The organism is Leuconostoc sp. BM2, assembly GCF_002095565.1.
Taxonomy (GTDB): domain Bacteria; phylum Bacillota; class Bacilli; order Lactobacillales; family Lactobacillaceae; genus Leuconostoc; species Leuconostoc falkenbergense.
The window spans coordinates 29179-48818 of record NZ_MOWQ01000011.1; the positions used below are offsets into that span (position 1 = coordinate 29179).

The 19640-nt window shown below is 38.7% G+C and carries 19 protein-coding genes; 15 read left to right on the forward strand and 4 right to left on the reverse strand.

All coding sequences use genetic code 11. The features are described from left to right. Positions 1 to 19: 19 nt before the first annotated feature. Together BMG01_RS04875 and BMG01_RS04880 are read right to left on the reverse strand one after the other, a co-directional pair. The gene (locus BMG01_RS04875; RefSeq protein WP_036066470.1) at positions 20 to 568 is read right to left on the reverse strand and encodes a hypothetical protein; all 549 of its coding nucleotides are present in this window, start codon (positions 566 to 568) and stop codon (positions 20 to 22) included. After that, complete coding sequence (locus BMG01_RS04880) at positions 561 to 1061, reverse strand: aminoacyl-tRNA deacylase (RefSeq protein WP_036066487.1); 501 nt, start codon at positions 1059 to 1061, stop codon at positions 561 to 563. The genes BMG01_RS04875 and BMG01_RS04880 overlap by 8 nt, the downstream gene beginning before the upstream one ends. 75 nt (positions 1062 to 1136) lie before the next feature. Between BMG01_RS04880 and BMG01_RS04885 the strand changes: the two genes are divergently transcribed. From BMG01_RS04885 to rlmH, 15 genes are all read left to right on the forward strand, one after another. Continuing rightward, the gene (locus BMG01_RS04885) at positions 1137 to 1865 is read left to right on the forward strand and encodes a GntR family transcriptional regulator (RefSeq protein ID WP_004911113.1); all 729 of its coding nucleotides are present in this window, start codon (positions 1137 to 1139) and stop codon (positions 1863 to 1865) included. Positions 1866 to 2073: 208 nt separating this feature from the next. Next, positions 2074 to 4527 (forward strand): phosphoketolase family protein, encoded by a 2454-nt coding sequence (locus BMG01_RS04890; protein WP_004911110.1) that lies wholly within the window; start codon positions 2074 to 2076, stop codon positions 4525 to 4527. 116 nt (positions 4528 to 4643) lie between these two features. Next, positions 4644 to 5459: a histidinol-phosphatase HisJ gene (hisJ, locus tag BMG01_RS04895; protein ID WP_004911106.1), complete on the forward strand. Its 816-nt coding sequence runs from the start codon at positions 4644 to 4646 to the stop codon at positions 5457 to 5459. Beyond that, entirely contained in the window at positions 5456 to 6112 is a 657-nt protein-coding gene (locus BMG01_RS04900; RefSeq protein WP_004911102.1) for an HAD family hydrolase, read from the forward strand. The genes hisJ and BMG01_RS04900 overlap by 4 nt, the downstream gene beginning before the upstream one ends. After that, complete coding sequence (locus tag BMG01_RS04905) at positions 6105 to 6626, forward strand: NUDIX domain-containing protein (protein WP_004911099.1); 522 nt, start codon at positions 6105 to 6107, stop codon at positions 6624 to 6626. Before BMG01_RS04900 ends, BMG01_RS04905 begins: the two co-directional genes overlap by 8 nt. A gap of 63 nt (positions 6627 to 6689) precedes the next feature. After that, a complete protein-coding gene (locus BMG01_RS04910) occupies positions 6690 to 7922 on the forward strand; it encodes an MFS transporter (RefSeq protein ID WP_004911095.1) in 1233 nt (410 codons plus the stop codon). A gap of 78 nt (positions 7923 to 8000) precedes the next feature. Continuing rightward, positions 8001 to 8816, forward strand: coding sequence for a Cof-type HAD-IIB family hydrolase (locus BMG01_RS04915; RefSeq protein WP_004911093.1), 816 nt, complete (start codon positions 8001 to 8003; stop codon positions 8814 to 8816). Positions 8817 to 8860: 44 nt separating this feature from the next. Further along, complete coding sequence (gene tpx, locus BMG01_RS04920; protein WP_004911091.1) at positions 8861 to 9361, forward strand: thiol peroxidase; 501 nt, start codon at positions 8861 to 8863, stop codon at positions 9359 to 9361. 160 nt (positions 9362 to 9521) lie between these two features. After that, positions 9522 to 10502: a ribose-phosphate diphosphokinase gene (locus BMG01_RS04925; RefSeq protein ID WP_004911087.1), complete on the forward strand. Its 981-nt coding sequence runs from the start codon at positions 9522 to 9524 to the stop codon at positions 10500 to 10502. Positions 10503 to 10726: 224 nt separating this feature from the next. Beyond that, complete coding sequence (gene yycF / locus BMG01_RS04930; protein ID WP_004911084.1) at positions 10727 to 11434, forward strand: response regulator YycF; 708 nt, start codon at positions 10727 to 10729, stop codon at positions 11432 to 11434. A 65-nt stretch (positions 11435 to 11499) separates the two neighbouring features. After that, positions 11500 to 13365 carry a cell wall metabolism sensor histidine kinase WalK gene (gene walK, locus BMG01_RS04935; RefSeq protein WP_036066468.1) on the forward strand — a complete coding sequence of 622 codons (1866 nt, stop codon included), beginning with the start codon at positions 11500 to 11502 and terminating at the stop codon, positions 13363 to 13365. Further along, complete coding sequence (yycH, locus tag BMG01_RS04940; protein WP_036066464.1) at positions 13355 to 14653, forward strand: two-component system activity regulator YycH; 1299 nt, start codon at positions 13355 to 13357, stop codon at positions 14651 to 14653. The genes walK and yycH overlap by 11 nt, the downstream gene beginning before the upstream one ends. Before the next feature lie 150 nt (positions 14654 to 14803). Then, on the forward strand, positions 14804 to 15535 hold the full coding sequence (gene yycI, locus BMG01_RS04945; RefSeq protein ID WP_188349630.1) for a two-component system regulatory protein YycI: 732 nt from the start codon (positions 14804 to 14806) through the stop codon (positions 15533 to 15535). A 63-nt stretch (positions 15536 to 15598) separates the two neighbouring features. Further along, on the forward strand, positions 15599 to 16729 hold the full coding sequence (locus tag BMG01_RS04950) for a S1C family serine protease (protein WP_004911070.1): 1131 nt from the start codon (positions 15599 to 15601) through the stop codon (positions 16727 to 16729). Positions 16730 to 17359: 630 nt separating this feature from the next. Beyond that, positions 17360 to 17839 carry a 23S rRNA (pseudouridine(1915)-N(3))-methyltransferase RlmH gene (gene rlmH / locus BMG01_RS04955; protein ID WP_004911067.1) on the forward strand — a complete coding sequence of 160 codons (480 nt, stop codon included), beginning with the start codon at positions 17360 to 17362 and terminating at the stop codon, positions 17837 to 17839. Between the two features lie 49 nt (positions 17840 to 17888). Here the strand turns inward: rlmH and BMG01_RS04960 are convergent, their stop codons facing one another. Together BMG01_RS04960 and BMG01_RS04965 are read right to left on the reverse strand one after the other, a co-directional pair. Then, positions 17889 to 18572, reverse strand: a complete 684-nt coding sequence (locus BMG01_RS04960) for an NAD(P)H-hydrate epimerase (RefSeq protein WP_036066484.1) — start codon at positions 18570 to 18572, stop codon at positions 17889 to 17891. A gap of 58 nt (positions 18573 to 18630) precedes the next feature. After that, the gene (locus BMG01_RS04965; RefSeq protein WP_036068397.1) at positions 18631 to 19452 is read right to left on the reverse strand and encodes a serine hydrolase; all 822 of its coding nucleotides are present in this window, start codon (positions 19450 to 19452) and stop codon (positions 18631 to 18633) included. Between the last annotated feature and the right edge of the window lie 188 nt (positions 19453 to 19640).

Below are 19640 nucleotides of genomic sequence, written 5' to 3' on the forward strand. Positions count from 1 at the left end.
AAGCGCGAATGCGCTTTTTTTATTGGAAAAATATAAATTTGATGGTAGTGATGATTACAATGAGTGTCAGATAAAAAGGTGTTCCTCGCCAAAAATTTTGCCAGTCAGCTTGAGAAAGATGAAATCCCAACAACAGACTGACTAAAATGAAGACAATAATGATATTTCTAATGTGCCAACCAGTAATCCAGCCAAAGGATAACAAGAACCAAATAGTTAGGCATATACCAAGAATGGGTGCTAAACTAATAAAAAAATTGCCTAGGCGTTGATAATAGCTTTTTGGATTATATTCACGATTAACATAACCTAATATGCCGTCCTCACTAATTTGCCAGAGACAAAAGCTGACAATGTGATGCCGAAAAATCAAGGCGACAGTCAAGTGGCTTAATTCGTGTATTACGACGCCAAAAAAGCTTAAGATAGCCGTAAGATTATGACCTAGTCGCTGATTGAGTTGATCTGTCAAATAGGATGAGAGACTACCTACTAAATAAACAATAATAATTGGTAGGATAAAGAAAAAAAGCAGTTGCTCGCCCACCATATTTAGCCAATCAGTCATGTTCTAGTAAATCTACGAATGAGGCACCAACCAGTAATGCAACATCTACGGGATTAATTTTGTCAGAGCGACCTAATTCACCACCACTTACCAAAATGTACGGTGCATTTTGAGCAGTTTGCTCGAAGAAAATTGGGAAGTGCTTATTTTGCCAAATACCGACAGGATTATTGGCCCCGTGAATGTAGCCAGTTGTTTTTTGCAATATTTTTAATGGCAACATGCTGACTTTTTTATTACCAGAAGCTGCCGCTAACTTTTTTAACGATAGATGTGATGTAATAGGGAGCACAGCAACAATTGGACCAGTTTTATCACCTTCTGCGGCTAAGGTCTTATAAATATCATCATGTTTCACGTGAAACGTTTCTAAAATAGCATCACGTTCGGCTTCTGATTTGTCAATAATGTTGAGAGACAGCGCTTCGTATGGAATGTTATGCTTATCCATTACCTGCTCGGGCAATGTTTTTTTCATTTTCTTTTTACTCATGCTCATATTTTACCACAATTGGAACAACCAATGAAATGACTGGTCAGACCAATATGTGATATACTTATTAACATTATGTCAGAACCTATCTATGTTACCGTACAAGCGGACTTAAAACAAAAAATTTATCAAGGCGAATTTGCTAATTTGAAACTTCCAGATGAGCGATCATTAGCTGAACAGTATGATGTTTCACGTTCGTCAATCAAAAGAGCGCTCAATGTGCTTGTTCAACAAGGGGTCATTTTCAAAAAACGTGGCAGTGGTACTTTTGTCAATCCATTATATTTGAAGAACCACGCTATTTTCCAACATGAAGGATCAAATCTTGGTGTCTCTGATTCTTTTCGTGTCGACGGCAAAGCACCGGCAATTGAATTAATAGATTTCAAGGTCATCCCAGCAACGCCAGAGCAGCAACAAGCACTTTTCTTAAATGAGGGTGACTTTGTTTATGAAATAAAACGGTTACGTCGTTTGGAAGGTGTGCCATTTATGATTGAGCGTGGTTATGTGCCGATTAGCGTTTTACCAGGTCTGAATCGTGATATTGTTTCAGGTTCAGTTTATGAATATATTGAAAAAAATAAACACCGTTCAGTTACAAAGTCGTTTATGACAATTATGGCAGAACCATCAACTGAAGAAGATCAGAAGCTATTAAAATTATCGGAAAAAGAGCCAGTTGGGATTATGGAAGGTATTTTTTTCATGGATGATGGTACGCCACTTGAATTTTCAACAATGCGCTTGCACTATAAATATCTTCGTTATAATGCCTTTGTCAGTCTTGACTCAGAATGAAATACTGCATTTAGCAGTTTTTTTTTAGAGTCCAAAAAATTGGACCGTACCAAAATCTTATCTGCGCCAACCAAAAAAACAATAGACCAGAACCAATCTAATCTTTCTTCTTGAACTCACTACTAAAATCAGTTATACTGTAAGAGTAAATAACGGAAATAGGTTCGTGGTTTACGATTCTCTCAAAAAATAAGGAGTACTTAATCTCATGGCAGATTTCGATTCAAAAGAGTACTTAGAACTCGTTGATAAGTGGTGGCGTGCAACCAACTACTTGTCAGCTGGGATGATCTTCTTGAAGAGTAACCCACTGTTCTCAGTAACAAACACACCAATCCAAGCCGAAGACGTTAAAGTAAAGCCAATCGGTCACTGGGGAACCATTTCAGGTCAAACATTCTTGTATGCACATGCAAACCGCTTGATCAACAAGTATGATTTGAACATGTTCTATATCGGTGGTCCAGGTCACGGTGGTCAAGTTATGGTCACAAACGCTTATTTGGATGGCGAATATACAGAGGATTACCCAGAAATCACACAAGATTTGGCAGGTATGAGCCGTTTGTTCAAGCGCTTCTCATTCCCAGGTGGAATCGGATCGCACATGACAGCTCAAACACCAGGTTCACTGCATGAAGGTGGTGAATTAGGTTATTCATTATCACACGCCTTTGGTGCCGTTTTGGACAACCCAGACCAAATTGCTTTTGCAGTTGTTGGTGATGGTGAAGCCGAAACTGGTCCATCAATGACATCATGGCACTCAACAAAGTTCTTGAACGCCAAGAACGATGGTGCCGTATTGCCAATTTTGGATTTGAACGGCTTTAAGATTTCTAACCCAACAATCTTCTCACGTATGTCTGATGAAGAAATCACAAAGTTCTTTGAAGGTTTGGGTTATTCACCACGCTTCATCGAAAACGATGATATTCATGACTACACTGCTTATCACGAATTAGCAGCTAAGGTCTTGGATCAAGCAATTGAAGATATCCAAGCTATCCAAAAGGATGCGCGTGAAAACGGTAAGTACCAAGATGGTACAATTCCTGCATGGCCAGTTATCATTGCTCGTTTGCCAAAGGGTTGGGGTGGTCCAACACATGATGAGAATGGTGATCCAATCGAAAACTCATTCCGTGCTCACCAAGTGCCATTGCCTCTGGCACAAAACAAGCTTGAAACTTTGACACAATTCGAAGAATGGATGAATTCATACAAGCCAGAAGAATTGTTCAACGCAGACGGTTCATTGAAAGATGAATTGAAGGCAATTGCACCTAAGGGTGACAAGCGCATGTCAGCTAACCCAATTGCTAACGGCGGTCGTCGTCGTGGTGAAAAGGCGCAAGACTTGACTTTGCCTGATTGGCGTCAATTTACCAACGATATCACAGATGATAATCGTGGTACTGAATTGCCAAAGCAAACACAAAACATGGATATGACAACACTTTCAAATTATTTGGAAGAAGTTTCAAAGTTGAATCCAACATCATTCCGCGTGTTTGGTCCTGATGAAACGATGTCAAACCGTTTGTGGAGTCTCTTTAACAGTACTAACCGTCAATGGATGGAAGAAGTTAAAGAGCCAAATGACCAATATGTAGGTCCTGAAGGTCGTATTATTGACTCGCAATTGTCAGAACACCAAGCAGAAGGTTGGTTGGAAGGCTACACATTGACAGGTCGTGTCGGAATCTTTGCTTCATACGAATCATTCCTACGTGTTGTCGACACAATGATTACACAACACTTCAAGTGGTTGCGTCACGCTTCAGAGCAAGCATGGCGTAATGATTACCCATCATTGAACTTGATTGCAACGTCAACGGCGTTCCAACAAGATCACAATGGTTACACTCACCAAGATCCAGGTCTATTGACTCACTTGGCTGAAAAGAAGTCAAACTTCATCCGTGAATACTTGCCAGCCGATGGTAACACATTGTTGGCCGTTCAAGCACGTGCATTCTCAGAACGTCAGAAGGTTAACTTGTTGATTGCTTCAAAACAACCACGTCAACAGTGGTTTACTACTGACGAAGCTGATGTATTGGCTAACGAAGGCTTGAAGATTATAGATTGGGCTTCTACTGCACCTTCTGGTGATGTTGATATTACATTTGCATCTGCTGGTACAGAACCAACAATCGAAACTTTGGCAGCTTTGTGGTTGATTAACCAGGCGTTCCCAGAAGTTAAGTTCCGCTATGTTAACGTTGTTGAATTGCTACGTTTGCAGAAGAAGTCAGAACCTAACATGAACGACGAACGTGAGTTGTCAGACGAAGAATTTAACAAGTTCTTCCAACCTGAAACACCAGTTATCTTTGGCTTCCACGCGTATGAAGATTTGATTGAATCATTCTTCTTCGAGCGTAAGTTTGAAGGTGATGTATACGTTCATGGTTATCGTGAAGATGGTGACATCACAACGACATATGACATGCGTGTTTACTCACACTTGGATCGTTTCCACCAAGCTAAGGAAGCAGCAGAAATCTTGTCAGCAAATGGTAAGATTGATCAAGCAGCCGCTGATACATTTATCGCTAAGATGGATGAAACATTGGCAAAGCATTTCGAAGTCACTCGTAACGAAGGACGTGATATCGAAGAATTCACTGACTGGAAGTGGTCAGCACTTAAGTAAGACAAAGTGCGACTTCACCATGAGTGAGAGATTAAGCGAATCAGATAACTCTGGTTCGCTTTTTGCTTTGCAAATATGTAGAATGGTTGTATTGAGTAAAATTAAGGTGAAAAATCATGTTAAAAAAAGACGGACATACACACATTCCTAATCTAATAGATCACAAAAACAATGACAACTTAGATGATTTAATTGAACGTGCAATCTCACTTGGATTTAAAGAATACACCATCGCTGCAATGGCACCTTTACCAGATGAATCAAATGTGAACCGATCACAGTTAGGTCTCACGTCAGATGATTTGACGACTTACAAATTAGCAGTGGATCGGGTAGCTGATAAGTATCAAAATCAAATCCTTATTAAACGTGCATTTGAAATCAACTACTTTTCGGATTATGAAAATCAAATGCGTCGATTTTTGCGTTCACAAGCAGAGTGGGTAGATGAAGTAATTTTGTCAGTGCACTTTATGCCAGATGATATGGGTATATTGCGTCGTATTGATGATAATGTTGATACCATTAGCAGGTATTTTGCTGAGACGCTAACAACACCTCAGGTGTTCTACCAACGCTATTTTGCATTAATGGCCCAGAGTGTTGAAGCAATTATTGGTGTCAATAAACCTATCCGAATTGCTGATTTTGGTATTATTAAGCGTTTCCAACAGACATTAAATTTACCTGATTTTGATGATAGTATTTACAAACAGATAGGTGATATATTTCAAATGATGGCGACGCGTGACTATCAGTTAGAAATCAATGCTGCTGGATTCAATGACGTTGGTTATGGTGATACCTATCCAGCGTTAGATGTGGCTGCCTCAGCTTTTGATATGGGTATTGACGTTGTTTATAGTTCTCATGCCCAGAGTGTTAGTGAGGTGGGTCAGTTTTTCAATGAAATAGAAGAGGTTATCAAATGAAAAAAGCAGCATTCTTTGACTTTGACGGTACTTTAGCAAATACCGAAAAACTATCAGTATTGGCAACGCAACAAGCATTTAAACAAATAAAATTACCCGTTCCTGACGCGCAAGACATTGTGCATTATCAGGGTGTTCCGATTGAAACATCATTTTCTAAATTAGGTGCTAAAGATTTAAACCCGTCAGAACTGCAGACATTATATACTAATTTTCGTGCCGCTTATCAAAGTGGCGAGTCCGCAGATACAATAACAGTATTTCCGGGAATAGTGTCAGCATTGGCACAACTAAAAAGTGCTGGTGTTGAGATGTTTATTATGACAAGTAAAAAGTCTGCGGTAGCGCAGCGCAATTTAGCGATTCTTAATATTAACCAATATTTTAGCGATATTTACGGTTCTGATCGCGTTGTGGCATTTAAGCCATTACCTGGTGGTTTATTGCAAGCTATGGCAGAGCACCATATTGACGACAGGCAAGCTATAATGATAGGCGATGCAACGTTTGATATTGACGCTGGCAATGCTGCAGGGATTGATACAATTGCAGTTACGTGGGGATCGCATGACCAGGCGATTTTGGAAAAATCTCAGCCTAATTATATCATTAGTGATGCGAAGAAATTAACGGAGATCATTATTCATGAGTGATCAACGTGCTGATAAATTAGGCGAATTATGGGACGTTTATACACGTCAACGACAACTCACTGGGCGAACCCATCGACGTGGTGAACCGCTGGCACAAGGTGATTACCATATGGTTGCTAATGCGCTAGTTTTTAACCAAGACGGGGAATTACTTGTTCAGCAGCGATCGTTCAAAAAAATGGCATTACCAGGTGGCTGGGTTTTGGCGACTGGTGGGTCAGTTTTGCAAGGGGAAACATCATTAGAAGGTATTCAACGAGAGGTTGTCGAAGAATTGGGTGCACAGGCAACGCAATTTGAACGAATTCGGACTAGTTGGGAAAAAGATTGGTTTGATGACTTATATGTCACTAGCATTACTCAGCCATTGGACAGTTTAAAAATTCAAACTTCTGAAGTTGAGCAAGTGACTTGGTTATCAATCAAAGACGCACAAAAAATAAGCAGTGACCCAAATTATTTAGACGACGATATTCTAATAAAAGCACAGCGCATAGCCCTTAATATGATATAATTTATTTTTATTATTTTAAGTATAAATTGTCTGGTGATAAATCACAGGCTCGAGGGAGAAATTATGTCTGATTTTTTTAAATTAGATCGCAATATTCAATTGCGAATTGTGATGATGTTTATCACAATTGCAATCGGTTCTTCAGTGGGCCCAAATATGACAATATATTATGTGGATTATTTTGGTCCTCTTGTAACTGGTATATTATTAGTGGCAGTGCAAGTGGCTGGCTTTTTAGCCGGTCTATATGGTGGTCATTTAGCTGATAATTGGGGCAGAAAACGAGTGATGATTGGTGGCATTACGACCATGACAGTTGGTTATATTCTAGCAGCTGCAATGAATTCACCATTGTACATTAATCCATATCTAACTTTTTTTGGTTTTTTAATGGCGACTTTGGGTATTAGCTTTGCTTCACCAGCAGAAGAAGCAATGATGATTGATGTATCGACATTACAAAATCGTAAATTCATCTATGCCATGATCTATTGGGTCATTAATTTGGCGGTCATGATTGGGGCGGCTTTGGGTGGCTGGTTTTTCAAAACAGCCCGTTTCGAGTTGCTTCTGGGCACAGCATTAGGGGCGCTGTTGAGTTTGGTAATTGTTGTCTTATGGATTACTGAAACTTTTCCCGCCTCAAAGCGTACGGTTCATGGCCAGTCAGTCTGGTCAGTAGTTAAAAGTTATCGAGAAGTTTTTGCCGATAAACGTTATCTTAAGTTTATGATTGCTGCTATCGGAGCGACAGTTATTTTTTCGTCACCTGATTATTATTTAGCAGCGCACCTAGGACAGAGCTTTAATAATACAACTATATTTGGCGTGCAAATTTTCGGTCAACGAATGCTTTCCGTAATTACTGTGACCAACACATTAATGATTGTGTTATTAATGGGAACTATGACTAAGCTTTTTCAAAAGTGGTCAAACATGAAAGCAACTGCCGTAGGAACTGCAATGCAAGGGGCCGGTTTTGCTTTGTCGTTTTTATTGAATGATTTTTGGCCATTATTTTTGGTGGCAATTTTTCTGACATTAGGTGAAATGATTGTGACACCAGCGCAGCAGTCATTGCGCGCGGAAATGATGAATCAGCAAAAAATTGGTACTTATAGTGGTTTTAGTGCCGCAATGCGACCAGTAGGTTTTATTATTTCATCTGCGATTGTAAGTGTTTCCGCGTTTATCGGCAATGTCGGCGCCGCAATTATTTTGTTGATTGCAACGGGCATCAGCATTTGGTTTACGTATTTATCTGTTGTGATGTTGCGTGAAAAAAGAACAGTTTAATTAATAAAATAGTAATCCATGTTTTGAAAGCGATTACTTTTTGCTATAATGTAGTTACACTAAAATTGGAGCTCAGACATGTCAGAAATAAAAATTGTGTCCATTGATATTGATGGCACGCTATTAAACGATGATCGACAAATTACACCTGACGTGAAGTCAGCTATCCAAGCAGCCATGGCACAAGGCGTTAAAATTGTGATTACAACAGGACGTCCTTTACCAGGTGTGCAAGATATTTTAGATCAGTTAGAAATTGCCGGTAGTGAGCAATTTGTCATTACACATAATGGTGGTTTAATGCAAACTGCTGATGGTTCTCGCATTCTCTTTCAAGCAGCACTGCGTTTATCGGAATATCAGCAAATTAATGATTTCATGCGCGAACAAAACACATATATTCAGGCAGAAAGTCAAAATGCTGCTTATACAACCAACCATCTGGTTCACCGATGGGCGAGCTTTGAAAATGCTTTAGTCAAATTACCATTGCACGTCGTTGACGATATCAACGATTTGGCAAAAGTTGAAATCATTAAAGGCATTGCCAACGATGAGTCTGATGCATTAGACCATGTTCAGTCACTGATTCCAACAGTGATTACTGAATCAGTTTCCGTTATTCGATCAACTGCTAATAATTTGGAATTTATTAATAAGAAGGCTTCAAAAGGTAATGCCTTAGCTGCGCTTGCACAGTCCCTTAATATTGATATTGAAGATACAATGGCAATTGGTGATCAAGAAAATGATTTTTCAATGATTGAAGTCGCGGGTCTGGGCGTTGCTATGGGTAATGCTATTAAAAAGATTAAAGACATTGCTGATGTTGAGACAGTTTCCAATAATGAATCCGGCGTTGCAAGAGCACTTGAGAAGTATGTTCTAAAATAGTGCCATCTAAAAATGATTACTGATATAAGCCAAGGAGGCAGAAGATGAAAGTTACATTAAGTGGAAAAGAAGTTGAGTTAGAAGGGGAACCAACAAAAGTTGGTGAGGCAATGCCACACTTCAAGTTGCTGGACCAATCAGGTGAAAAAGTTAAAACGGCTGATTTATTAGGTAAAGTCACGCTTATTTCTGTTGTACCAGATCTAAACACTGATACATGTTCACTGCAAACACGCCATTTTAATCAAACTGTTGATCAATTCGATGGTGTTAATTTCATCACTGTATCAACAAACACAGTTGCTGAACAACGCGATTGGTGTGCTGCAGAAGGTGTGCACAATTTGAGAATGTTGTCAGATGAACAAGAATCATTTGGCTATGCAACAAAGTTATATGTGCCAGATACTGGCTTTGACACACGTGCTGTTTATATTTTGGATGCAACAGGTACTGTGATTTATGCACAAATTGTACCGGAAATTTCTGAAGAGCCTGACTATGATGATGCCCTACAAGCCTTATCAAAAGCTTTAGAAGCATAAATATGGTAATTTTAATCGACGATTGCAGTTTCATCTGTGGTCGTTTTATTCTGGCATAATAAACTGACTTTAAAATTCGGTTAGCTATGTATTTAAGACGTTTTTTTTGATAGAATGGGTGTAGTAGTGATATTTTACCTATAAAAATTTGGAGTTAGACATGCCGGAACCTAAATTGAAACTTTTTTCGTTGAGTTCAAATGAACCACTTGCTCAAAAAATCGCTGATTCAGTGGGCGTGCCATTGAGTGAAATTTCTGTTAAACGCTTTGCTGACGGTGAGGTGCAAATTAACATTGAAGAAAGTATTCGTGGTGATAATGTATTTGTGATTCAGTCCACTTCTGCGCCTGTCAATGATAATTTGATGGAGCTGTTGATTATGATTGATGCCTTGCGTCGAGCTAGCGCTAATCAAATTAATGTTGTATTACCTTATTATGGTTATGCACGTCAAGACCGTAAAGCACGCTCTCGCGAACCAATTACTGCCAAGCTTGTCGCTAATATGCTGGAACGTGCTGGCGCAACGCGTGTGCTGGCACTCGATTTGCATGCTGCCCAAATTCAAGGATTTTTTGATATTCCAATGGATCATTTACAAGGGGCACCCTTATTAGCTGATTATTTGATTGAGTCAGGTATAGCTAACAAGCAAAATTCGGTTGTTGTCTCACCAGATCATGGTGGTATGACACGTGCGCGTAACCTTAACAACATGTTAGGATTAGAATCACCAGTGGCGGTCATTGATAAGCGCAGACCAAAGCCAAATGTTGCTGAAATTGGCAGCATTGTTGGTGATGTCGCAGGTAAAACTGCCATTATGATTGATGATATGATTGATACAGCAGGAACCATTACTCAGGGTGCACAATTAATCATGTCTCATGGGGCTAAAGAGGTTTATGTTGTGGCCTCACACGCTGTATTTTCAGGTCCAGCAGTGGAACGCTTGCAAAATTCAGTGTTCACAAAGGTTATTTTGACAGATTCAATTAATTTACCAGAAGAAAAGAAGTTTGAAAAACTAGAAATTGTTTCTGTTGGTGAGTTAATTGGTGAAGCTATTCGTCGCATCAGTAACAATGAAGCCATTAGTTCTCTTTTCAAAACACGTTTCCATCGCAGAAGTCATTAAGTCTTGTCTCAAGCAATCTTGCCAATCATTTGATGTGATTGGTTTTTTTGTAAGTATGAATTTGCAATCAAAGTGTCGTGGTGTGTCGAAATTGTGAACATCATGATTGCTTTAGAGTAATGAGGTGCTTGTTTATAATGTAGGACATACCGACGATAAACACATTTAGCTGTTGAAAATGTTATAATGTACTTAGAATACACTTATTATGATAGGAGTTCTGCATGAGTAAAGTTTTAGTTGTAGACGATGAAAAGCCAATTTCAGATATTATCAAATTTAATTTAACAAAAGAGGGTTACGATGTTGTGACGGCAGCTGACGGACGTGAAGCGTTGGACATGTACAACGATGAAAATCCTGATCTTGTTTTGCTTGATCAAATGTTGCCAGAAGTCGATGGCATCGAGGTATTGCGTCAAATTCGCTCGAAGTCAGATATCCCAGTTATCATGGTAACGGCTAAAGATAGTGAAATTGATAAAGTGCTAGGGCTTGAAATGGGCGCTGACGATTATGTGACTAAACCTTTTTCTAACCGTGAACTTGTAGCACGTGTGAAAGCTAATTTACGTAGCCGTAAATCAGTTGCTCAAAGTACAGAAGAGTCATTTAATAGTACAGAAGACATTCACTTGGGTGATCTGACTATTCATCCTCAAGCTTATATGGTTTCCAAAAACGGTGCTGACATTGAATTGACTCACCGAGAATTTGAATTGCTTTACTATTTGGCACAACATATTGGCCAGGTTATGACGCGGGAACATTTGCTACAACAGGTATGGGGGTATGACTATTTTGGGGATGTTCGCACCGTTGATGTTACCGTGCGTCGCTTGCGTGAAAAAATAGAAGATAATCCCAGCCATCCTAATTGGTTAGCCACTCGACGGGGTGTTGGCTATTATTTGCGCCCATCAGAAGAGTAAAAAATAAGCGGCTTGACCGCGTACATAACTAGGGAGATCGTAGCTCTTATCTGAGCACAACTGACATGACGGCAATGACTAAATTCTTTCAATCTATTCGCTTTCGTATTGCACTCGTATTCGTGTTGCTAATGATTATCGCACTCGAATTATTGGGTGCGTTTTTCGTACGGCAAATGGAACAGCAAAATTTAGCGACCTTTCAACAGCAAATTACATTGCCAAAATATTTGACGGATCAAATTACAACAGCGCTCCGAGACAAGGATACAGAATCTGGCAATCATCAAATTCAGGATGTTTTGTCTGGATTAAATAATACAAATATACAAGAAGCGCAAGTTATTGACAAAACAGGAACAATCCGTGGGACAATTTCTGTTTCCGGACAGCAGACCATTGGACAAAAAACGACGGACATCAACGCCCAAAAAGCATTGGCTGGTGATCAATCATATTTACAAACACGGACCATTAATGAAGGTGGCGATCGCAAAGAATTGATGACAACACCGCTTGGCGTGACTAACGGTCGCCTTAAAGATGTCCCCGGCGTGATTGTGGTCAAAGCGAGTCTATCGCCAGTCTATAAAAACATTAACAACGTTATGAAGTTGTTTATCATTGCAGGCTTGGTTGCGCTTGTCGCTAGTATTGCGTTAGCTCTCTTTTTGGCGCGAACGCTAACACGACCAATTGAGCAAATTAATGAACAGACGACCAAAATTGCTGATGGTGATTACTCAATGGTTAATCATATTTATGGTTCCGATGAATTGAGTCAATTGGCGATGTCGGTGAACGAACTTTCAATGCGTATCGAAGAGTCAACGGAAACAGTTAACGCAGAACGTAATCGTTTGGATTCGGTTTTGACACACATGGCCGATGGCGTTTTGGCCGCTAATCGACGTGGTGAAGTGACCATCATTAACCAAGCCGCTGCTGATTTTGTTGGTGTTGACCGTGAAGAAGCTTTGGGAAAGAATGTTATTGATTTATTACATCTGAAAAACAAGCGTACTTTGCGGGAAATGCTTGAGAACTTAGATGATTTTCGGGTTGATTTGTCGGATGATAGCAAGGATTTATTAGTACAAGCCTATGTGTCATTAATTAAGCGTCAATCTGGTTTTATTTCCGGATTAGTTGTAGTTTTACACAATATTACAGAACAGCAACGTATAGATTCTGAACGGCGAATGTTTGTCTCGAACGTGTCTCATGAATTGCGCACACCATTAACATCTGTGCGTTCGTATGTGGACGCGCTTGCTGAAGGTGCAATCAATGATCCTGACATGGCGCAGAACTTTTTAGGCGTTGTGCAAGATGAAACGCAACGTATGATTCGTATGATTAATGATTTGCTTGAATTATCAAGACTTGATCAGGGCACGATGGATGTTAAATTAGAAGTCATTAATTTAAATAGCTTGTTTAACTTTGTGCTGAATCGTTTTGATATGATCTTGGAAAACGATGCTAAAAATGATGAATCACCGTCAAAACGATATAATATCTTACGTGAATTTACTAAAGAAGATGTTTGGGTTGAAGTTGACCCAGATAAATTTACGCAAGTACTAGACAATATCATGAATAATGCCGTGAAATACTCGCCAGATGGTGGCACCATTACAGCGCGTCTAATTAAGACTAAGACACGCGCTATTTTGAGTATTTCAGATCAAGGATTAGGTATTCCACGCAAGGATTTGGACAACATTTTTAACAGGTTTTTCCGAGTGGACAAATCTCGTTCGCGCGCTCAAGGCGGTACAGGCTTAGGATTAGCCATTTCTAAGGAAGTTGTTGAGAAATTCAATGGTCGAATTTGGGTTGATTCTGTGGAAAACAAAGGCTCAACGTTCTATATTTCGTTAGCCTATGTGGACGAAGTTCCGGAGGATGATTGGGATGCGGAATAATCGATCTGTTCAAGGAATTACGATGAACGTCATACTTACGGTGGCTATTTTAATTTCGATTATACTGACGGCCTTTGTGTTTATGTCTATTGGGCAACAACAAAATGTGAGCCCATCTGGTCAGCAAGATCAACAATCGGTGACGGCATTTAGACCTACAAACTATATTGTCAACGATAAGGATGGCATCCAGAATATGGTGATGCACGCTGATAATCAGCAAATCAAAACGATGCGCAGCTATTTAACATCTGCTGAGATTAAAAATCCTCATAAGAAAAAAGTTTCAAATACAATGATTATTGCTGCAATTAGTAAAAAACAAGCAGTGGTTTATCGTTATCCGGATGTGGTGCCGATTGATTATTTTAACGCAAGATATAACCAACACATTGCTGCAATTAAAAATTTTAATTTTGATTACTTTGTGTTATCACTTGATAAATCCAATCTAGCCTACTTTATAAATACCCAAACGAAAACAATGGTAACAGTGAGTTTGAGTAAAATTAATACGGCCAGCATGTGGGCCGTAGCTGAAGAGTTGCCTAAATCACTCACAGTCAATTTTAAATTTTTGAACAATCGCGTGCGATTAAATTTTCCAAAAGATATTAAATTACCTGTTTATTCTTATTTAGTGAATCACCGCGATCCAACGACATATGTGTCAGCATTACTGGGTACAACGAATCAACTAACAACGACAACCGACGGCAATAAAGTTATCTATACGAATAAATTTAGCGACCAACAAGTCACCTATGATCCGGATCTTGATACGGTTACCTTTAAAGACAACAAGGCTGATGGCAAATTAGATAAAACTTATGCTGCGAGATTAAATATTGGGTTTTCTCAGATTAATTTGTTGCAGTTTAACTTAACTGATACACGCTTTTATGAAAGCCGTAATGCTGGTAAAAACGTCACCTATCGCACATTTGTTGAAGGAATGCCGGTATATTATCAATCTGAAAGTGGCGCGATTCACATGACATTGGACAATCATGGTAACTTGATTAGCACGTATTCGTTGAATGAACTGGGTGTACCCGTGCCGAACAATCAAAAAGAAGTTACGCTACCTAAGTCATCGGATGTCCTTAATCGTTTACGACAGGCTGGTGTCAAAGAAAGCGATTATTATTTTATAACACCCGGTTATGAGTGGCTGGTCAACAAAGATAGTCATGCGGCAGTTAATATGCGCCCAACTTGGATGATTGAAACAGCTAGTGGTTGGTTGAGTGTGGATGATTATTTGAAAACTCGTGCTAATCAATAAGCAATTCCATTAGGGTAACAATATATTTAAGAAAGGAAGGCTGTTGACTGGTATGTGATGATAGTATCAGTCACAATTTAAAAAATGCAATTTAAAAGATTAAAAATTTTGATGATCATTTTATTTATTTCTTTAGATACCTTTCTTTTCGTGTGGTGGCGAAGTAATCGCCCAGACAGTGTCCAAGTAACCGACGCCAATACCAGTATTATTGCTGAAATGAAGCATCAAAACATCCAGTTGTCCAAGTTTAGCACCAAGATACCGTATGCAAATTATTTAGCTGGCAAGCAATCTGACAAATTAATCTCATTATCGGGCAAAGTGTCCGATTATGATGCTAGTGTCAAAAATCAGAAGCTTTCTGTCAATTTCAAAACACCACAAAGTATTAAGAGTAGCGGCAGTAAAAACGAGACAAGTAAATATATTGGTAATCAGATTGACCCAACGGCCTTAGCATACAGTGCAGGGTATCAATATAATAAGATTCTTTCTTACGAACAAGGTGCCAAACAAGGTATTTACTCGCAAAAAATTGATAAGTTACCTGTTGTTTCACAGCAAGGGTTATTCGTTGTGAATTATGATAAGGATGGGAAAGCCACTGGATTTACACAAACCAAAATATCCCATATCACTGAATTAAGGGATGAACGTGTTACGTTGAGTGAAGAGGACGCGATTGTTAGTTTGTACAGATTTAACGAATTAAATTCTGGTGATAAGTTATCTAAAGGAATGTTATCCTATGATTCCGCCTTGAAAGTGAATGGGTATGATATCTATACACCAGTTTGGCTGTTTGTAGTGACTCACAGTGACGGTGAGAGAGATACGTTGAAAATCAACGCTTTTACTGGGGATAATTTGTCAGAGTAATTTAATTTTAGGTTAATTTCAACTTGATAAAGTAAAACATAACGACATGAAGAGGTGTAATATATGGCACAATCAACATTAACAAAAACAGTGTTAACTGGCGTCATTGCAGGTTTAGTCGGCGGAGGCGTTATTTTATACGCGCAAGAGGGACTTGAAAAAAGTACCACACAAACAGTACGCACAACGGCAACCAAAACGTCGTCGATTTCTAAAAATGCAACTGCTACGACAGCTTATAATAAAGTTTCAGATGCGGTCGTGTCTGTGTTGAATTTTAGTAAATCGGGACAGAATTATGAAGAATCGTCTGAGGGATCTGGTGTCATTTACAAAAAATCAGATCAATCGGCGTTTATTGTGACAAATAATCATGTCATTGACGGTGCAGCTAAAATTCAAGTGATGCTCCACAATGGGAAAAAAGTGACTGCCACTTTGGTTGGTAAAGATGCTATGACTGACTTAGCGGTTCTCAAGATTGCAAGTGACAATGTGACGACAACAGCTGAGTTTGGTGATTCCAGTAAAATAGCGGTTGGAGAAAATGTGTTAGCAATTGGCTCTCCTTTGGGCTCAGAGTATGCCTCTTCAGTTACACAAGGCATTATTTCTGCTAAAAAACGACTCGTTGAAGCGACTTCTGAAAATGGTCAAAATTACGGTGGCTCGACTGTTATTCAAACGGATGCCGCGATTAATCCAGGTAATTCTGGTGGTCCGTTGATTAATTTTGCCGGACAAGTAATTGGCATTAATTCAATGAAATTAGCTACTTCGTCATCAGGTACTAGTGTTGAGGGAGTGGGATTTGCGATTCCTTCAGATCAAGTGGTAGACGTTGTCAATAAATTGGTCAAGGACGGCAAAATTACACGGCCAGCCATAGGCATTGGTTTAGTTAATTTGTCAGAAGTGACTGCTGACGATCAAAAGTCTACACTCAAAATTCCCGATAGTGTCACAGGCGGTGTTGTGGTCATGAGTTTGACGAAAAAAGGACCGGCTGACAATGCTGGTTTGAAAAAGTATGATGTGATTGTAGGCATCGATGGCAAGAAAGTGACGACACAAGCCGATCTGCGTGAAGTCCTATACAAACACAAATTAGGTGATACGATCACATTGACATACTACCACCACAGTAATAAGAAAACTGTTAAAGTTAAATTAACCCAAAAATTAGCAAGCTAACGATTATCGTTAGCTTTTTCTTTACCTTTAGTTGACAACGAGACGATAACGTGTGTTTTCAGAAAATGTTGAAAACTGTGTGTAAATGTTAATAACTTGGGGGAAAACTCCTGAAAAATGTGGAAAAATCAAGTATAATAGTGGATAAGAAAGCCTGTTCTTTAAAAAAAAAGTAAATTATTGGTGATTGACCGATCAAAAACAGACTTATCCACAAAAATAGTGAGTAGATATTGTAATGTTCGTGTAAACTGTATTCTATCGTGTTTATTTCTTATAATCAGTCTTAATTTTAAAATTAACGAACATTGTAGACAATTTATTGCATAATGTTTGGCGAACAAATGTGCTTATCCACATCTGTGGATAACATTGTGAATAACTGTGGAAAAGTAGTGTTTTAGAGACAGAAATTCAGTTAATTAAATGCAAAATGAGTTTATAAAGTTATCCACTTATTATCAGAAAAAGTTGAAAACTGTGGATAACTATTACAAGCGAACAGAAGAAACGTTGATATAAAGGCATTTATTTAAAAACAAATAAAATTTGTTCGTGTGGATAACGTAATTAGAATTGCAGTTACAAGAATCTAAAAATAATTAAGAAAGGTTAAATAAGTAATAGACATTGAATATTAAAATTATCACAGTAGGCAAGTTAAAAGAGCAATATTTAAAATATGGCATTGCAGAATACACCAAGCGGTTATCCCGGTTTGCTAAAGTTCATTTAATTGAAGTGCCTGATGAAAGGACACCAGAAAAGGCTAGTGAAGCCGAGAATACACAAATTATGGCTAAAGAAGGTCAGCGTATTCAGGAAAAAATTGGTGCACGTGATTATGTTATTGTTTTAGCCATTGAGGGTAAGCAACTACCTTCAGAAGTTTTTGCTGAAAAAATGAATCAAATTACGGTGGATGGTTATTCAGATGTGACATTTATAATTGGTGGTTCATTAGGACTGTCACCAGAAGTGAAACATCGCGCTAATTTTAAGATGAGTTTTGGGTTGTTAACCCTGCCACACCAACTAATGCGACTAGTACTAATTGAGCAAATATATCGTGCTTTTATGATTCAACAAGGGTCTCCTTATCACAAATAAGAATTGGTACAAAAAAAATCCACCCCAGTGGGTGGATTTTTTATAATGCTTAAATGGCTTCACTCTCATGTGTGGCGGACTGTGATAGTGGCAGACTAATTTCAAAATCTTCTGGTACAAGCATACCAACATCTTTTACGATAGTATCACCTGACAAGTAGCCACCTACGCGTTTTGTTAGTCCTACTTTTTTAAAACCAAAAGTCACGGTTGTATGGGCTTTTAATGCAGCCCCTCTTACTTCGCCAGTAGTTGCGTCAATGCCTGTGGGCATGTCAACAGCAATAACTGGCTTTTCAATATGATTGGCTGCCTTAATCATTTTCTGCAGTCCTTCTGGTAAATCATTATTTAGGCCGACGCCAAAAATAGCATCAATAATTAATGTTGCTTCGTTGAAGTCACTTTTTTCAGAGCGAACAACACCATAGGCCTCAATAATAGACAACTGCCGTTTGACACTATCTTTAGCCCGATTAACGTTGCCTACAAATTGTAGCGAAACGTTAATGCCTTGTGCATAGAGCAGACGGGCAATGGCGACACCGTCCGCGCCATTATTGCCTAAACCAGCTAATACAAGAACATGGTTGAGATCAAAATTGCCGGCACCGATGACATCAACTACCGCCATTGCAGCGCGCTCAATTAAAACATCTTGTGGCATGCCAATGACATCAATTGTGTATTGATCAATTTGTTGCATTTCGTTTGCAGTTACAAGTTGTGTCATAATTTCCATCATTTCTTCATAGTTGTTAAATCTATTATACGAGGAATTGAGTTGCTAATCAAACTAGTAACGCTTTTATTCGGTCCCAAATACTGGTAGGGGTTGTTGCTTTTTTATTTTGCTGCTTGTTTGCGGCCTTGCTTAATTTATTGACTAATGTCACCCCGGTTTGGTAATCACTATTGCCCGTTGTATAAATTGTTAAAATGTATTTATCATCAATAATACCGCTAGAGTTGACAATCCAAGTGCCATTATTAGCGTTGTAATCTGTCATCCAACCATTTTTTAACGCAACATCTTTAGCCCCTGTACTAACGCCCCAGTCTTGCGTTTCTGAGATATGACTCATCAGTGACAAAATATAAGCTTTTGAGGTTGTATTTAACAGTGACTTTGTGTTGTATAGCTGATCTAGTATTTTGTTTTGTTGACTGGCAGTAGCCATTGTTTCGCCAAAATAAGTGGCTTGTGTAATCTTAACACCAATACTCTGCCAAAAATTGTTTAGACCATCATCACCGCCGATTTCTGTCCACAATACAGTTGCTGCATCATTGTCAGAATTGATAATCATTTGTGTTGCGTTTTCTTTTTCATCGGCCGTTAAGAGTTCGCCCGCATTTTGTTTTTGAATCATGAGTGCTTCCAAAATCGAAACTTTGATAGTAGAGGCCATCATGATTTTTTTAGTTTGGCTATTGCGATAGGTATAGGTCTTACCGGTCGATAAATCACGAATACTAGCAATAACAGTTGCGTCAGTGTTAGTTTTTTTTATGATTTTTTTCCAACTAGTGGTTGGATTTTGAATGCTACTTGCGTTTGCTGAGGTTACTATGAAAGAACTGGCTAGAAAGATAATCAGTATTTTACGCATAAAATAATCCTTAATATCGAACTATTTTAACTATAACATAAGTCAAAAATATTATATGTAAGGTAGATTGTAAAATTAAACCGAACACTTGAATAAAAAAGCCGCAGCGCCTTTAATGGTAATTGTCTAAAACAACCATAAAGGAACTGCGACTCATGACTAGTTTATCATCTCAAGAACGCACTGTC

What these genes read in the sequence shown, in the direction of transcription:
- BMG01_RS04875 (WP_036066470.1), bottom strand. Translation starts at nt 568, where the DNA reads ATGACTGATTGGCTAAATATGGTGGGCGAGCAACTGCTTTTTTTCTTT.
- BMG01_RS04880 (WP_036066487.1), bottom strand. Translation starts at nt 1,061, where the DNA reads ATGAGTAAAAAGAAAATGAAAAAAACATTGCCCGAGCAGGTAATGGAT.
- BMG01_RS04885 (WP_004911113.1), top strand. Translation starts at nt 1,137, where the DNA reads ATGTCAGAACCTATCTATGTTACCGTACAAGCGGACTTAAAACAAAAA.
- BMG01_RS04890 (WP_004911110.1), top strand. Translation starts at nt 2,074, where the DNA reads ATGGCAGATTTCGATTCAAAAGAGTACTTAGAACTCGTTGATAAGTGG.
- hisJ (WP_004911106.1), top strand. Translation starts at nt 4,644, where the DNA reads ATGTTAAAAAAAGACGGACATACACACATTCCTAATCTAATAGATCAC.
- BMG01_RS04900 (WP_004911102.1), top strand. Translation starts at nt 5,456, where the DNA reads ATGAAAAAAGCAGCATTCTTTGACTTTGACGGTACTTTAGCAAATACC.
- BMG01_RS04905 (WP_004911099.1), top strand. Translation starts at nt 6,105, where the DNA reads ATGAGTGATCAACGTGCTGATAAATTAGGCGAATTATGGGACGTTTAT.
- BMG01_RS04910 (WP_004911095.1), top strand. Translation starts at nt 6,690, where the DNA reads ATGTCTGATTTTTTTAAATTAGATCGCAATATTCAATTGCGAATTGTG.
- BMG01_RS04915 (WP_004911093.1), top strand. Translation starts at nt 8,001, where the DNA reads ATGTCAGAAATAAAAATTGTGTCCATTGATATTGATGGCACGCTATTA.
- tpx (WP_004911091.1), top strand. Translation starts at nt 8,861, where the DNA reads ATGAAAGTTACATTAAGTGGAAAAGAAGTTGAGTTAGAAGGGGAACCA.
- BMG01_RS04925 (WP_004911087.1), top strand. Translation starts at nt 9,522, where the DNA reads ATGCCGGAACCTAAATTGAAACTTTTTTCGTTGAGTTCAAATGAACCA.
- yycF (WP_004911084.1), top strand. Translation starts at nt 10,727, where the DNA reads ATGAGTAAAGTTTTAGTTGTAGACGATGAAAAGCCAATTTCAGATATT.
- walK (WP_036066468.1), top strand. Translation starts at nt 11,500, where the DNA reads ATGACGGCAATGACTAAATTCTTTCAATCTATTCGCTTTCGTATTGCA.
- yycH (WP_036066464.1), top strand. Translation starts at nt 13,355, where the DNA reads ATGCGGAATAATCGATCTGTTCAAGGAATTACGATGAACGTCATACTT.
- BMG01_RS04950 (WP_004911070.1), top strand. Translation starts at nt 15,599, where the DNA reads ATGGCACAATCAACATTAACAAAAACAGTGTTAACTGGCGTCATTGCA.
- BMG01_RS04960 (WP_036066484.1), bottom strand. Translation starts at nt 18,572, where the DNA reads ATGACACAACTTGTAACTGCAAACGAAATGCAACAAATTGATCAATAC.
- BMG01_RS04965 (WP_036068397.1), bottom strand. Translation starts at nt 19,452, where the DNA reads ATGCGTAAAATACTGATTATCTTTCTAGCCAGTTCTTTCATAGTAACC.